Below are 15,309 nucleotides of genomic sequence, written 5' to 3' on the forward strand. Positions count from 1 at the left end.
AGACGAAGGCTTATTCGGGTTTGATACCGGCTGCGTTGATGCTGGTCGCCCAACGCTCGCGATCCTTGCGCAGGTATTCCGCAAACTCAGCCGGCGTGGAATGAATGAAACGCCCGGCACAGCAGGCGTCTATTCGTGCAATCATCTCGGGCTTGCGCAAGGCCTTGATCAGTGTGGTGTTGAGCAGCTTGACGATGTGATCTGGCGTGCCTGCCGGCGCAAACACGCCGATGAATGCCGACGCCCGAAAGCCCGGCACACCGGCCTCAGCGCCCGTCGGCACGTCAGGCAGTTGCGGAACGCGCTCAGGCGAGCTGACCATGAGCGCCTTCAAGCGGCCGCTTTTCAAGACTTGCAGGCCAGAGGTCACACCCTGCACGGTAAAGCTGAGCTGCCCACCAATCAGATCAGTGGTGACCTGGGGACTGCTCTTGTACGGAACGCCCGTCGCCGTGGCGCCCACTTCTTTCAAGAAGGTCGCACCCGCAATCTGAGCCACGGCGGCTCCCCAACCATAGCTGGCCTTGTCTGGGTTGGCCTTGAGCCACGCCACGAACTCGGCCACGTTGTTCACCGGAAGGCTCTGGGGCACGGCGAGCACGTAGTACTGCTCATTGATGGGTCCAATGGGTACAAAATCCTTCACCGGGTCATAAGGCAGCTTCTTGAAAAGAAACTGGTTGTTGGTCTGGGTGGTGTTCGATGTGATGAACAAGGTATAGCCATCAGCCGGTGCGCGCGCCACCGCTTCAGCGGCGATGAAACCGTTGGCGCCCGCGCGGTTGTCCACCACAAAAGGCTGGCCCAGTTCAGCGCGAAACTCTTCAGCCACCGCGCGTGCCACGATGTCCGTCGCACTCCCCGGCCCGAACGGGAGAATCACCCGCACAGGCTTGGTGGGCCAGGCCTGCTGAGCCGCTGCACTGATGGAAGCCAGCACTGACGAGCCCAGCAGCAGGCCGGTAAGCGCGCTTCGCAGCATGCGACACAGGCCGGGTGAATGGTTCAAGGATTTCTTCATGGTTTGTCTCCTTCAGTAAAAATCTATACGAGAGAAGCCGCCTGCACCATGCTGGGCATGCCGCACGCCTGCACGTACTCGCTGCGCAAACGCCGCACCAGCTCCGACACCGTGGGGATATCGTTGATCAGTCCCACGCCTTGCCCGGCGCTCCACACGTTTTTCCAGGGTCGCACGCCAGCTGGCAGATGCTCGGCACCGGGCTGCTCAGGCTTGGGCATGGCCGGATCCAGGCCGTGTTGGCGCAAAGAAGGCAGCAGCCAGTTCGCCGGCACACCATTGATTGCGGGCGTGTAGGCCAGGTCTGCAATGCCGGAATCCACCAGCATCCGCTTGTAATCTTCAGGCGCATCGGACTCTTGCGTGGCAATGAAGCGCGTTCCCAGATAGGCCAGGTCTGCACCCAGGACTTCAGCCGCTCGGATGGCGGCGCCGTTGGAGACCGCACCAGCCATGACAATGGTTCCCCCGAACATGGCCCGGATCTGTGGAATCAATGTCAGCGGTGTGACCTGTCCAGAGTGGCCTCCGCCACCCGCTGCGATCGCGATGATGCCGTCTGCGCCAGCGCGAATGGCCTTCTCTGCAAACCTCAACGAAGTCGCGTCATGCCACACCACCCCGCCGTGCTCATGCACTTGTTCTATGAGGCGAGTTGGGTCACCGCGTACCGAGACCACAATATCTACCCGTGCGGCTTTGCAGATGCGAAGGTAGTGCGCCATCTCCTCCGGGCTGGCCCTGAGGTTCAGGTTGGTGGCAAGTGGCCCTATGCACGCCTGCGGATGTTCAGCCTGGAATTCATCCAGCTCTCTGCGCAACGCCAGCATGTCTTGTTCGAAAGCTTGCAGGCTCGGCCAATTGCGCGGATTGGTTCCCGCAATGATGCCGGCCTTGCAAGCAGCCACCAGCAGCGGCTTTCCGCTGACCAGGTACATGGGTGCGCAAAATGCGGGCAGCACCAGACGTTCACGCAGACGAGGGTCAAGAGCCATGACGTGGTGTCCTCAACGTCCGATGAACACGGGGGCTCTTTTTTCCGAGAAAGCTCTGCGGCCTTCTTCGTGGTCCACGCTTTGCCGCAAGCTCTGCTGCAGATCGGCTTCCATTTGCAAAAGATCATTCAAGGAATTCGGCGCGCGTGCCAGCACCGCCTTGACGGCGGCCGCAGAACGGGGTGCGACCACGGCGTACTCTGCACACTTCTTCAATGCTGCGGCAAGGGCCTGCCCCGGCTCTACCACTTCATCGACCATGCCCAGGCTCTTGGCTTGCGGGGCGCTCACCACCCGAGCCGTCAGCAGCACATCGCGAGCGACGGCCTCACCCACGCGGCGGGGCAGCGTCCAAAGAAGGCCGCAATCGGGCATCAACCCCACTTTGCCGAAGGCCGCTCCAAATCGGGCGTCTTCTGCGGCCACGACCCAGTCACACGCCATGGCGAACGACATACCTGCACCAAAAGCGATGCCCTCCACCGCGGCCACCACCGGCTTGGGCCCGCCGACCATCAGGCGGATGCAGTCGTGCAAGATTTCCAGGCGGCGCCCGCCCATCACAATGTCTCGCGCCTGACCCGGTGCGGCCATCTGGCTCACGTCACCGCCAGAACAAAAATGCCCCGCGGCGCCTGTCAGCACGAGCGCGCGGACATCGTCGTTGGCAGACAGCAGCCGAAGCTGAGCCAGCAGTTCGTGCCGCATCTCGGTCGACAAGGCGTTGCGGCGCTCGGGTGCGGACAAGGTCAGAATGGCGACGCAGCCTTCCAGACGCACTTGCAAGGGAGAATCGTTCATCAGTGCTCCAGCCATATTCAGTGACTTTTCTTTGATCAAAGGACGGCTTCGCGCCGTGCCATGCGCGCCAGGTGATGGCGTGTGTCGCCTAAAAGAATGTCGATGGCCAACAGGCGCTTCATGAAGTGGCCTATCTGCAACTCGTCGGTCACCCCAATGCCACCGTGCAGTTGCACAGCGCTTTCTCCTATGAAGCGCCCCGCTGAACCAATCTGGGCCTTGGCCGCCGCGGCCACCCTCGCACGCTCCTGAGGGAGATCGCCCATGGAGAGCGCACACCGCATCGCCAGAGAGCGAGACTGTTCCAGCGCCATCACCATGTCCGCTACGCGGTGGCGCAGCACCTGAAACTGCGCCAGGGGGCGGCCAAACTGATGGCGGGTTTTCAGATAGGCCACCGTCGCCTCCACGGTGCTGGCCATGACGCCCACCGCCTCGGCACACAGTGCCGAAATCCCCAGATCCATGGTATGTTCGACCACACCCGCTGCATCGCCCGCGACGCCCACCAACTCCGCCTGCACCGACTCGAGCGACAGGTCACTGGCGCGCCGCTCATCCACGGTGCGGAAATCCTTGCGCGCAAGCCCCTGCGCATCTGCCGCGACCCTGAACAGTGACAGGCCCGCCAATTCGCCAGGACTGCCACTGGAGCGAGCCACCACCATCAGTTGATGGGCATGGGGCGCATCCAGCACGGCCAGCTTGCGGCCTTGCAGCAGCCATCGATCATTCTCCTGCCTGGCTCGGCATGCAATGGCAGACCAGTCATAGCGAGTGTCTGGCTCCAGAAGGGCAAAAGCTCCCCGCACGCTGCCGTCAGCGATGCGTGGCAACCAGGTGGACTTCTGAGCCTCGGTTCCGGCAAGACGAAGCGGCTCAGCCCACATGACTGCGCTGCTCCAGAACGGCTCCAGCACCAGGCCCGCGCCAAGCGACTCGTGAATCACCGCGTGGGCCACCGGTCCCATGCCCAGCCCGCCATAGGCTTCGGGCACAGCGGCTGCGGTCCAGCCCAGACTGGCGATCCGTTCCCAGGTGTCCGCATCAAACCCGTCCAGCTCTCTGGCACAGCGGCGCCACGCGCTGAAGGTATAGCGGTCACGCACAAACCGCGTAACGGCCTCACGCAGCTGGTGCTGCTCATCGGTCAGAGTAAATTGCATAAGGTTCTCAATCACCAAAGGCCAGCTTGGCGATGATGTTGCGTTGCACCTCACTGGAGCCTCCAGCGATGGTGAGAGAGCGGAACACCATGTATTCCGGCACGCGTCCCGTGGCGTACGAGGGCAGGGGGTCGTCCTCGCGCGGGCCTCTGCTGGCTTCCTCGATATCAAAGCGCAGGGCATGCGGCCCCAGTGCCTCCACCGCCAGGCGAGTCAGCCGCTGCGTGATCTCGGAGCCTCGCAGCTTCAGCACAGACGACAGCGCAGGAGTGGCATTGCTTTCCTGCAAGCGAAGCGTGGTGGCTTCAGCCGCCATCATCTCGACTTCCAGCTGCGCCAGTTGCATCATGAACTCGGCATCGCCTTGCAATCTGGCGCCTCCTATGGCCGGGTCAGCCACCATGCGGTGTATGCGCTCAAGCCGCTCTCGCGCCCTTCCCAGTTCGGCGATGCCACTGCGCTCATGCGCCAGCAAAGCCTTGGCGTAAGTCCATCCCCGGCCTTCTTCGCCAATGCGGTTTTCCACCGGCACGCGCACTTCGTGCAAGAAGACTTCGTTGGTGTGGTGTGCAAGGTCCAGCGTGTGAATGGGCCGCACCTCGACACCCGGGGTGCGCATATCGATCAGAAGGAAAGTGATACCCTCTTGCTTGCGATCCGTCACCTCCGTGCGCACCAGGCAGAACATCCAATCTGCAAAATGCGCGAATGAGGTCCAGACTTTCTGCCCGGTCACCACATAGTGGTCACCGCGCCGCTCAGCGCGCGTAGAGAGCGCAGCCAGGTCAGAGCCTGCACCGGGCTCCGAATAGCCCTGGCACCACCACTCGTCGCCCGTCAGAATGGGCGGCAAAAAGCGAGCCTGTTGCGCTGGCGTACCGTAGGCGCAGATGATGGGGCCAATCATCTTGACCATCTGAGGTTGGGTGCGTGGAGCGCCCAGGCGGGCACACTCATCGTCAAATATCTGGCGATGCGCCGCAGTCCAGCCGGCGCCACCGTGCTCCATGGGCCAACTGGGAGCACCCCAGCCCCGTTCGTACAGGCATTTCTGCCAGAAGACGTAGTCGGTCTTTTCAAGCTGCGAATACCCACGGATGACGCGCTCGCGCAACTCCTCGGACAAGCTCGCGCGGATGAATGCACGAACCTCATCCCGGAACTCACGCAGATCGGCAGTCATGCGCCAGCCTTCTGCGCCTGATCGCGCTTGACCACCGGCACGATGGGCGGTATGCCATTGAGCAGCGCCCGAGGCAGGCATTCCTCCAAGTCCTCCAGCGTGAACAGCCCATCGCCCACCTTGAACATCGAGTTCCGGTCCTCACCGAAGTAATAGGTGTTGATGACCCCTTTCTCCACGTGAAAGGTCTGCCCATTGATGAAGTCAGCGTCATCCAGGCACAGATAGGCCGCCAGGGGAGCGACGTATTCAGGACCCTTGGCCTGCATGGCCGCGTCGTACTGCGCCTGAGTGATCAGGCCGCTCTCAAGTTTTCGCTTGCGGTTGGCAGCCACTTCAGGGGTAGCGGTCATGCGGGTGTCGGCCACGGGGCACAGCGCGTTGGCGGTGATGCCGAACTTGGCCGTCTCCTTGGCGATGGAGCGCGTGAGGCCGATGATGCCCGCCTTGGCTGCCGCATAGTTGCATTGTCCGAAGGTCCCTTTAAACGCATCGGAGGAGAGACTCACAATGCGTCCGAACCCCTGTTTCCGCATATGGCGAATAGCGTGATGGGACATGTTCCACATGCCCTTCAGATGCACGCCTATGACCGTATCAAACTCATCTTCGGTCATGTTCCAGATCATGCGTTCACGCACCACACCGGCCGAGTTGATCAGAATGTCGATGCTGCCAAAGCTGTCAATGCATTGCTGCACCATCTGCCCTGCCTTCTGGTGGTCCGCCACAGACTCATGGTTGGCGACCGCACGTCCGCCTGCCTGAACAATTTCAGCGGCCACCTCATCCGCTGGCCGTTCCGTCGTGAGTTCCCCGCTGCGGCCCAAGCCAGGGTCGTTGATGACCACAGCCGCCCCTTGGCGTGCCAACTCCAGGGCAATGGCCCGGCCTATGCCTCGTCCGCCGCCTGTGACGACCGCGGCTTTTCCTTTGAGCTTCATTTGTCTTTCTCCTTGGATGGGTTCCTTCACTGGCGCGGAAGGTTGTGTTGCTTGAATTCCTGAATGGTCTGCACGAGCGCGGCCTTCATTCCGGTTTCGAACTCGGAGAGGCTGGCGGTGTAGGTCGACATCTGGATGCGCTGGCGCACCGTTTTCATTTCCTCCGAAGCACTGACTTCCCGGAAGGCTTCGCGCAGCGTGTCCAGCAGCGGTTGCGGCGTATCAGAGCGGGCAAACAGGGCGATCCAGAGGTCGTCCGTCATTTGCGGAATGCCTGCCTCCTTGAAGGTCGGCACCGCAGGAAGGAATTCAGAGCGGACCTCGCTGGCAATTCCAATCAAGCGCAGGTTGGAGGACTGTGCGTGAGGATGGGCCAATGCCACCGATGCGAAGTACCCGTCGATGTGCTTGCCCAGCACGGCATTGACGCCATCAGCGCCGCCCTTGTAGGGGATGTCTTGCCACTTGAAGCCTGCGCGCAGCGCAAACTCTTCCGCCAGGATGTGGGTTCGACCACCGCGTCCCAGCGTGCCATAGGACAAGTCGTTGCGGCCTTTGGCATAGTCCACAAACTCCTTGATGTCACGTGCTGGCCCCTTGGTGGAGATCATGAGCACGTAAGAGGACTTGCCCAGGACGGCCACAGGCTTGAAGTCGGCCATGGCATAGCCGGGGTCTTTGAACGCGTGCAAGTTGCTGACAAAGCCGTTGGACTGCAGCAAAAGCGTGTAGCCGTCAGCGTCTGCAGCTTTCACAGCTCTGGTCGCAATCAAAGTGCCCGCGCCCGGCCGGCTTTCGATAATCATGGCCTGGCCGAGCTTCTTGCCCACCAGTTCAGCGGCGGCGCGCGTCAGCAAGTCGGTGGATCCGCCCGGCGCGTACGGCGAGACGATCTTGATGGTCTTCTGGGGAAAGGCTGCGCCTTGCGCATGGACTGGCGCGTGCGCGGCCAACGCGAGGGCTGCGCACAACCAAAGCCTTCTAGGAATGCTCATGTCTTTGTCTCCTTGTCCTGGTTATTTGAAGTCGCGGGAGGAAATCAGCGTGCTTTTTTACGCGCCGCGAATGCGACACAAACCGTTGTCCAGCACCACCTTGTCGCGCGCCTCCACACTGCAGCGGAAAGACACGACATCACCATCGACCCAGGCCTGGGTCGTGATGCGCTCTCCGGGATAGACCGGCGAGGTAAACCGAACATTGAATTGCTCAATGGCAGCCGGGTCGTAGTGACAGACCTTGCTCAGGATCTCCCGGCACGCAATGCCATAAGTGCACAGGCCATGCAGGATGGGCGCCTTGAATCCCACACGCACCGCCAGTTCCGGATCGGCGTGAAGCGGGTTCATGTCACCATTCAGCCGATACAGCAGCGCCTGGTCCGCACGAGTGTCGAACGCGGTCACCAGATCCGGAGCGCGCGTGGGCATGGCATGGGGAACGGGAGCGGGCCCAGAGTCGCCCCCCATACCGCCGTCACCTCTCGCAAAAATGCCCTGACACAAGGCATACAGCGCCTCACCGGTGCCGGCATCCTTGACTTGGGTATCCACATATACCAGCACGCCCTTGCCCTCGCCCTTGTCGTGCACGGCACTCACGTGGGAGGAGGCCAGCAGCCTGGCTGAGGCTGGCAGGGGCCGGTAGAGCTTCAGGGCCTGCTCGCCGTGGACGATCTTGGTGCGGTCCAGGCCCGCATTCAGCAGCAGGTTGGTACGAGAGACCACGCACGCGAGCGTGGGCACCACCTTCGGCGGCTCCTTTTCAAAGACGTACTTCAGCTCCTGCATGTCCAGAGGGTCACGCCCCATGCCGACGCCGAGTGCATACAACATCACGTCCTTGGGCTGGTAGGAAAAGCTCATGTCGTCGACGCGAAGAGCTTTCAGTTGTTCATAAGTCGTGGGCATGCAAGCTCCTGCGATCAAAGCGTTTCTTCGGTGCCGAAGATGAGCGTGGCCTGGCTGGACAAGGTGCCGCCGTTGCCATGCGCGAGTGCGACCTTGGCATCTTTGACCTGGCGTGCACCGGTGTCGCCTCGCAGCTGGCGCACGGCTTCGACCATGGTGAAGAGCCCGTACATGCCAGGGTGCGTGCATGACAATCCACCACCGTTGGTGTTCACCGGCAATTCGCCTCCGGGCGCTATGCGGCCGCCTTCCACGAATGCGCCGCCTTCACCCTTCTTGCAAAAACCCAAGTCTTCCAGAAAGAGAATGGGGTTGATCGTGAACGCGTCGTAGAGCTGCAGCACATCGACGTCTGCAGGCGTCAGCCCGGCGTACTCGAAGGCCCGGCGCCCGGAGTCCGCAGCGCCCGTGACCGTCAGGTCTTGCATGGCCATGATGTTGCGGTGCGTGGTTGCAGCTGCGCCGCCCAGCAGGTGCACCGGCTTGTGCCTTGTATCGCGAGCGCGGTCGGCGCGCGTCATCACAATCGCCGCGGCGCCGTCCGTCACCAGGCAGCAGTCGCGCACGCTCAAGGGGTCTGACACCATGCGGGAAGCCAACACCTCATCAATGCTGAGCGGGTCCCGTACGAAGGCCTCTGGATTGAGTTGCGCCCATGCCCGCGCGGACACCGCCACCTCCGCAAGCTGCCGGCGCGTGGTGCCGTACTGGTACATGTGCCGCGCCGCGGAAAGTGCGTAGGCAGAGATCGGGTAAGTAGGCTTGTACGGCCCCTCATACGGAAACGGCCTGGTAGGCGTGACCAGCCGACCCGCAGCACTGCGCTGGTTGCTTCCGTAGGCAATGAGTGCCACGTTGCACAGGCCTGCTTGCAGCGCCAGGGCCGCCACAATGGCATGGGTCTGAAAGGACGAACCACCAACCCGGTTGTTGTCTGTAATGGCCGGGTGGATGCCGAAATACTCCGACAGGCTGAGACCTGAGAACTGATCTTCTGGAAGTGCGACAAATAGGCCATCCACGTCCTTTAAAGACATGCCTGCGTCGTCCAGAGCGGCCAGGCTCGCACCCGCGGCCAACTCCAGTGCGGTGAACCCGGGGGCCTCTCCAAGGCCGAACGTTGCAGCGCCCACCACCGATGTTTTTCCTCTTGGAAACTGGCTCATGCTGCGTTCCCTTCCAGTGGAAAGAAGACCACAAGCGGCTTGTCGCCCTCTTGCACAATGCGCGCGGTCACGGACATGCCGATCTGCACGGCATCCGCCGCAATTCCGTCAACACGCGACATCATGCGTGGCCCCTCTTCGAGATCAATCAAGCAGACGTTGTAGGCTTGCGCGGGAGAGCGGGGACGAATGACGGTGGCGGAGTACACCGTGCCTTTTCCAGAAGCCTTCACCCACGTCAGATCCATAGCGCCGGTCACAGGTTCAGCCACGCGGGGGTAGAACACATAAGCACCGCTGCTGGCGCTGCGCTGGATCATGAAATGGCCTTCACGCAGAAACTGCTCGTACTCTGCGTCAGGTGACTGGGTTGGAAATGAGTGGCTTGGGTTCATCAAAGTTCTTTCCTGGATGAGCGGTGTTGAGGTTGGGGGCAGAGGCGCTGCGCAAGGCTTCGACAGGCTCAGCCCGAACGGTGGTGGGAGCACCCCTCCAAGCGGGAAAGAGGAGCCTGAACGCTGGCAGACTTGGCCGGGCCGGGGGAAGACTCAGCCCGGCCGGTCTCAGTCATAGCCTGAACCGAAACAGATTCAATTCGAACCGCGGTGGAATCGGCGCTGACGCTTGAGCCGTCACGGCGCGGGATCAATAAGTAATCCACTGCACAGACGCCGCTTTCGTAGACCAGCACCGGGTTAAGGTCTATTTCCTCAATGACATCCGGGTGGTCCGCCGCCAGACGCGATAGGCCCTGGGCCAGCGCCGCCAGTGCCTGCACATCGCCAGGTTGACCACCGCGCAGGCCTTCGAGCAGCGGATACCCTTTGAGCGAACGAATCAGCTCCTGTGCCTGCTCAGCCGACACGGGCACAGGCGAGAACGCCACGTCACGCAGCAACTCGACAAACACACCACCCAAGCCGACCATGAGCAAATGGCCAAAATCTGGATCGCGGGTAATGCCGACGACCATCTCCAGACCAGGGGGCATCATCTTCTGGATCTGCATCCCTTGAATACCGGCGTCCGGAACGGCGCGCGCGACGTTGGCCAGGACTCGGTCATAGGCACTTGCAAGCTCCTGGTCGTTCTTGACGTCGAGTGCCACCGCACCCACGTCCGTCTTGTGCTGCACCTGCGCTGACACAATCTTGAGCGCCACGGGGTAGCCCATGGCGTGGGCAGCGCGCATGGCGTCCTCCCTGGAAGACACAACGGTCTCAGGCGGCAAGGCAATTCCATAGGCTCTAAGGAGCTCAGCCTGCCGCCCTTGCGCCAACATCTCCCGACAACTTTCTTTTGATATGGGTGGCACGGCAGTGGCCTGATCCCGACTTGTCCGTTGAGCGTCCCAGCGGCGTCGAAACGCCCCGTAATCGCAGAGCGTCTTCAGTGCGAAGGCGGTGTCCCGCATTCCCAAGGCCATGCCACCCATCCGGGCAAGGGCGTCCAGGTTGTCCGCTGTCGCATAGGCTTGAGAATGGATGATCACGGGAAGCGAGGTCGAGGCCAGGAAGGGCTCGAGCGCAGGCTGCATCTGCTGGACGCGGTCCTTGGCCGCCAGGGACATGGCAATGACCACCGCGTCCATGTAATCGGCTTCCGTCATGAGGCGCAGGGCTTCAGCCAGCACCTCGCCATGGCCTTCGATCACACTCGCACTCATGTCCACGGGGTTGGCAATGCCGCCTATGGCGGGAATGGCCTGGGCCAAGCGAGCATGCAGGGCCTCGTCCGGCACCGGAAACTCCAGGCCCATGGCCGAACACACATCTGCCAGCCACACACCTGTTCCGCCAGATGTTGAAAGCACCGTGACACGGTTTCCCCGCGCCGGAGGCAGGCAAGCCAAGGCTTTGGTGGCCGTCAAGGCCTGATCAGAGTCTTCGGCCTTGATCACGCCATAGCGTTTGAAGGTGGCCTCATACGCCGTCATGGCGCCTGTCAGATGCGCAGTGTGCGAAGCGGCCGCCCGCGCTCCCGCGACCGAGTTGCCGACCTTGCAGAACACCAGAGGCACCTCGTGATCAGCCGCCAGTTGGGCAATGCGCGCAAAGCGGGCGCCGTCCTTCAAGCCTTCGACAAACATGAGGATGGGCCCGCTGCCGCCTTCCCGAACAATGTGCTCCACAAAATCCAGGCAGTCCAGATCAGCCTCATTACCGGTGGTCACCACATGCCTGCAAATCAAGCCTTGCTGCTTCAGTTGAGTGAACAGGCCAAAGCCGACGGCACCGCTCTGAGAGACCACACTGATGGGCCGTTGAGAGCCCCCCTGCCTGTGCTGCGGCGCAGCAAGGTGAATGGATGGACTGAAGTTTCCAGCCACGTTGTCCCGCACATTGAAGAAGCCCTCACAGTTCGGACCCAACACACGCATGCCGGTTTCCCGTGCTACAGCCGCCATGCGAGAGACCAGTTGCCGCTCGGCCTCTGTGCCGTGCGCAGCCCCTGCCGTGTACACCACGGCGTTCATGATGCCGGCGCTTGCGCATTCGCGCAGTACATCGGCCACAGCCTCTGCCGGCGTGGCAATCAGTGCCATGTCCGCGCGCTGTGGCAGCGCTGAAATGCTGGGATACGCTGCAAGCCCTTGCACTGTGGCATGCGACGGATTGACGGGCAGCAAGACGCCGTCATAGCCGCTGTCAATCAAGATACGCAGCATGCGTCCGCGTATCTTGGTCACGTCCTGAGACGCGCCAATCACGGCGATGCTCCTGGGATTTAGAAATGTCTCCAGCATGAGGCCTTCTCGAAAATCGGACTGCTGACATCAGCGATTCAACTTATGCGTTGAGTTCTTGCGGTCGATTGTGGGAAGGCCTGCGTGGATTGCCTAGAGGGATTTGGTGGCTTGGTTTTACAATGTAAAAGTCAATTCGTCCGCCTGAGTTTCATGATTTCCGCTCATCACCTGCGCGATGCGGAGGTGCTGCGCGTCATCTCTTCTTCAAGGTTTGCATGGCGACTACAGATACCCGCCGCTCTGGCACACAAAGCATCGAACGTGCTCTGGCCGTCATTCGCGATGTTGCAGCGCACCATCAACTGGGCGCCCGTTTGACCGACATCGCGGAGCGCTGCGGCATGGACATGGGCACTACCTGCCGCGTACTGGCATGCCTGGTGCGCGAAAACGTGGTGGAGCAGAGAGCGTCTGATAAGCGTTACCTGCCTGGCCAAGGCTTGTTTGAGTTGGGACTCACCGTGCCCGCTTACCGCGCGCTGCAAGAGGCCTGTCGCCAACCTATGGAGCGCGTGGCACGAAGGTTCAAGGGCGTGAGCTTTGTTTACCTTCGCAGTGGAACCGAGGTCGTGTGCGTTGCACGCTCAGACCACGTGCTCATTCACAGTGCCTGGGGACAACCCGGCACACGTCGCCCCATGCCGGCACTGGCTGCGGGCCTTGCGGTGCTTTCTCAATTACCTGAGGCTGAAGCCGACGCCATCGTCAAGGCCTACTTCAAACAACTGGCTCAGCAAAAAAGAGTCAATGCGGTGGAACGCCGGAGAATGGTGCAACGTTCACGCAAGCTCGGCTACGGATTCAATGATGGCAACGTGGCAAGAGGATTGGTTTCAGTGGCGGTGCCCATCCACAATCCGGAGGGCGTGCCATTCGCATCGCTTTCGGTCGTCAACATCGACAACCCCAGCTTCGCGCAAAGAGCAGATGACATCGCAGAATCGATGCGCAAGGATTCCTTGCTGATCACTCAGCGCCTGGCCACGCAGATGGATTCAAATCACCTTATTCAGGACGATTAGAACCAGCTTGCTTTCATAGAACACGGACCGTTCACGCCAAGCCTGGTGTCCCTGTCGTTAATGGTTTCTGAACACGCCGTATTCATTCATACCTTCCGAGTACTGTCCAACGGTGAGTGGCCTGCACAGCCTCCGCAGCTTGTTACCATGGCCGTTTCCCCACGCTTGAAAACACCATGCTCTACGCCACCCTCAAACTTGTCCACATCCTGTCCCTCATCGTGTGGATCGGCGGCATGGTATTTGCCCATTTCTTTCTACGCCCCGCCATCCAAACGCTGGAGCCAGCCGCACGGGTACGGCTGATGGCGGACGTGTTGCAGCGCTTTTTTAACGCCGTGCTGGTGGCCATCTTGCTGGTGCTGGGCTCGGGCCTGTGGATGATCGGTCGTGTCGCCAAACAGACGGTGCAGTCCGGTGGCAGTTTTTCCATGCCCCTGTCGTGGACCATCATGGCCACCCTGGGCCTGGTGATGATGGCCATCTTCGGGCACATCCGTTTTGCATTGTTCAAACGCCTGCAGCGCGCCGTTGTGGCCGCCGACTGGGCTGCGGGCGGCAAGGCGCTGGCCAGCATACGCACTTGGGTGGGCGTGAACCTGTCCATCGGGCTGGTGGTGGTGGTGATCACACTGCTCGCCTAAAACATAGCCTCCACGCTCCCCCGCAGCCGGGCGCCCCGCTTCGCGAGGTCCGCTGCCCCCCCGGAGGGGGTGCTTTTTATTTTGGGGCGGCCCGGCAATAAAACATACCCCCACGCTCCCCCGCTTCGCGAGGTCCGCTGCCCCCCGAGGGGGCACTTTTTATCTTGGGGCGGCCCGGCAATAAAAATGGCCCCCACACTGCCCCGCTCCGCGAGGTCCGCTGCCCCCCGAGGGGGTGCTTTTTATTTTGGGGCGGCCCGGCAATAAAAATGGCCCCCACGCTGCCCCGCTTCGCGAGGTCCGCTGCCCCCCAAGGGGGTACTTTTTATTTTGGGGCGGCCCGGCAATAAAAAACCGGCCTGCCCCTAACACAGGGCGAGCCACCCTGCTGGCACAGGGCATCCCGCGTGTTGAGACAATCGAGGGCTATGCATTCCTCCCGTTTCTTCAAGATGGCCCTGATTCTGGGTCTGCTCTCCGCGATTGGCCCCTTTGCCATCGACATGTACCTGCCCGCTCTGCCCGCCATTGGCCAGAGTCTGGGTGCCGACGTCAGCGCTGTTCAACTGAGCCTCACGGCTTTCTTCCTGTCATTGGGCGTGGGGCAACTCCTGTATGGTCCGGTATCCGACATGCTGGGCCGCAAGCCCCCCCTGTACTTTGGCCTGGTGGTGTTCACCGCGGCCAGCGTCGGCTGTGCGACGGCCACCAATATTGAGACATTGATCGCGTTTCGGTTTATCCAGGGCCTGGGTGCCGCTGCGGGCATGGCGATTCCACGCGCTGTCGTACGCGACCTGCACACTGGCAACGATGCTGCCCGGCTGATGTCCCTGTTGATGCTGGTGTTCAGCGTGTCGCCCATCCTGGCGCCGCTGGCGGGCAGTGCAGTGATTGCCGTCACAGGCTGGCGTGGTGTTTTCTGGGCGGTCACCCTGGTGGGATTGGCAGGGCTGGTACTGATCTACACGATGCTGGACGAAACCCGGCCTGTGTCCGAACGGGTGGAGAGCAACCTGGGCAGTGCGTTGCGCGCCTATGGTGTGCTGCTGCGCGACACCCATTACCTGGGCCTTGTCTTCATCGGCAGTTCCGCGATGGCAGGGTTTTTCGTCTACCTCGCAGGTTCACCCTTCGTGCTCATCAACCACTACGGCCTGACGCCGACGATGTACAGCCTGGCGTTCTCCGTCAACGCTGTGGCCTTCATTGGAGCCGCGCAGTTCACGGGCACACTGGGTGAGCGCTTCGGGCTGGTGCACGTGGTGAAGATGGCGGCCTCCGCATCGGGCGTGGTCATGTTCGCGATGCTGGCCTACTACCTGGCAGGCGGCGACCAGCTCGCAGTGCTGATGGTGCTTTACTTCATTGCCAGCGCCTTCATGGGCCTGGTGATCCCCACCACTTCGGTGCTCGCACTTGAAAAACACGGTGCTATTGCAGGCACTGCATCGGCCTTGCTGGGCACCCTGCAGATGCTGACGGGTGCGGCTGCAATGGGTGTGGTGGGTCTGTTCTCGAATGGCAAACCATTGCCCATGGTGGTGGGTATGGCCACCGGTGCCTTGATCGGTGTTGCACTCACGTGGGGCACGCTGGGTGGCACCCCCTCCAGCGCCCCGAAGCAGCAACACTGCTGAACCCGGCTGAGCAATCCCGTTTTTCCAACCACCTCGAAAGGGGTGGCTCTTGGAACGTGTTCAAGATC

The 15,309-nt window shown here is 61.5% G+C and carries 14 protein-coding genes; 3 read left to right on the forward strand and 11 right to left on the reverse strand.

Going from position 1 to position 15,309, the window contains the following annotated elements; all coding sequences use genetic code 11:
* Window positions 1–10 precede the first annotated feature (10 nt).
* From ABIE13_RS11000 to ABIE13_RS11050, 11 genes are all read right to left on the reverse strand, one after another.
* Window positions 11–1,021: a Bug family tripartite tricarboxylate transporter substrate binding protein gene (locus ABIE13_RS11000; RefSeq protein ID WP_354443273.1), complete on the reverse strand. Its 1,011-nt coding sequence runs from the start codon at window positions 1,019–1,021 to the stop codon at window positions 11–13.
* A gap of 23 nt (window positions 1,022–1,044) precedes the next feature.
* A complete protein-coding gene (locus ABIE13_RS11005) occupies window positions 1,045–2,016 on the reverse strand; it encodes an NAD(P)H-dependent flavin oxidoreductase (protein WP_354443275.1) in 972 nt (323 codons plus the stop codon).
* A 12-nt stretch (window positions 2,017–2,028) separates the two neighbouring features.
* Window positions 2,029–2,817 carry an enoyl-CoA hydratase/isomerase family protein gene (locus tag ABIE13_RS11010; protein ID WP_354443277.1) on the reverse strand — a complete coding sequence of 263 codons (789 nt, stop codon included), beginning with the start codon at window positions 2,815–2,817 and terminating at the stop codon, window positions 2,029–2,031.
* A gap of 35 nt (window positions 2,818–2,852) precedes the next feature.
* Entirely contained in the window at window positions 2,853–3,983 is a 1,131-nt protein-coding gene (locus ABIE13_RS11015) for an acyl-CoA dehydrogenase family protein (protein WP_354443279.1), read from the reverse strand.
* 7 nt (window positions 3,984–3,990) lie between these two features.
* Window positions 3,991–5,166 (reverse strand): acyl-CoA dehydrogenase family protein, encoded by a 1,176-nt coding sequence (locus ABIE13_RS11020; RefSeq protein ID WP_354443281.1) that lies wholly within the window; start codon window positions 5,164–5,166, stop codon window positions 3,991–3,993.
* Window positions 5,163–6,110, reverse strand: coding sequence for an SDR family NAD(P)-dependent oxidoreductase (locus tag ABIE13_RS11025; RefSeq protein WP_354443283.1), 948 nt, complete (start codon window positions 6,108–6,110; stop codon window positions 5,163–5,165). Before ABIE13_RS11025 ends, ABIE13_RS11020 begins: the two co-directional genes overlap by 4 nt.
* A 26-nt stretch (window positions 6,111–6,136) precedes the next feature.
* Window positions 6,137–7,105: a tripartite tricarboxylate transporter substrate binding protein gene (locus ABIE13_RS11030; RefSeq protein WP_354443285.1), complete on the reverse strand. Its 969-nt coding sequence runs from the start codon at window positions 7,103–7,105 to the stop codon at window positions 6,137–6,139.
* A 57-nt stretch (window positions 7,106–7,162) separates the two neighbouring features.
* The gene (locus ABIE13_RS11035) at window positions 7,163–8,020 is read right to left on the reverse strand and encodes a MaoC/PaaZ C-terminal domain-containing protein (RefSeq protein ID WP_354443287.1); all 858 of its coding nucleotides are present in this window, start codon (window positions 8,018–8,020) and stop codon (window positions 7,163–7,165) included.
* A 14-nt stretch (window positions 8,021–8,034) separates the two neighbouring features.
* Window positions 8,035–9,186, reverse strand: coding sequence for a thiolase (locus tag ABIE13_RS11040; RefSeq protein WP_354443289.1), 1,152 nt, complete (start codon window positions 9,184–9,186; stop codon window positions 8,035–8,037).
* Complete coding sequence (locus ABIE13_RS11045) at window positions 9,183–9,581, reverse strand: Zn-ribbon domain-containing OB-fold protein (RefSeq protein WP_354443291.1); 399 nt, start codon at window positions 9,579–9,581, stop codon at window positions 9,183–9,185. Before ABIE13_RS11045 ends, ABIE13_RS11040 begins: the two co-directional genes overlap by 4 nt.
* A 68-nt stretch (window positions 9,582–9,649) precedes the next feature.
* On the reverse strand, window positions 9,650–11,932 hold the full coding sequence (locus tag ABIE13_RS11050) for an acetate--CoA ligase family protein (protein ID WP_354443293.1): 2,283 nt from the start codon (window positions 11,930–11,932) through the stop codon (window positions 9,650–9,652).
* A 218-nt stretch (window positions 11,933–12,150) separates the two neighbouring features.
* Here ABIE13_RS11050 and ABIE13_RS11055 point away from each other — a divergent pair, with 218 nt between their 5' ends.
* The 3 genes from ABIE13_RS11055 (at window position 12,151) to ABIE13_RS11065 (ending at window position 15,241) form a co-directional block, all read left to right on the forward strand.
* On the forward strand, window positions 12,151–12,957 hold the full coding sequence (locus ABIE13_RS11055) for an IclR family transcriptional regulator (protein ID WP_354443295.1): 807 nt from the start codon (window positions 12,151–12,153) through the stop codon (window positions 12,955–12,957).
* A gap of 176 nt (window positions 12,958–13,133) precedes the next feature.
* The gene (locus ABIE13_RS11060; protein WP_354443297.1) at window positions 13,134–13,601 is read left to right on the forward strand and encodes a CopD family protein; all 468 of its coding nucleotides are present in this window, start codon (window positions 13,134–13,136) and stop codon (window positions 13,599–13,601) included.
* A gap of 428 nt (window positions 13,602–14,029) precedes the next feature.
* Entirely contained in the window at window positions 14,030–15,241 is a 1,212-nt protein-coding gene (locus tag ABIE13_RS11065; RefSeq protein ID WP_354443299.1) for a multidrug effflux MFS transporter, read from the forward strand.
* Window positions 15,242–15,309 lie beyond the last annotated feature (68 nt).

The sequence above is a fragment of the Ottowia thiooxydans genome (genome assembly GCF_040548795.1).
In the GTDB taxonomy this organism is placed as follows: Bacteria; Pseudomonadota; Gammaproteobacteria; order Burkholderiales; family Burkholderiaceae_C; genus Ottowia; species Ottowia thiooxydans_A.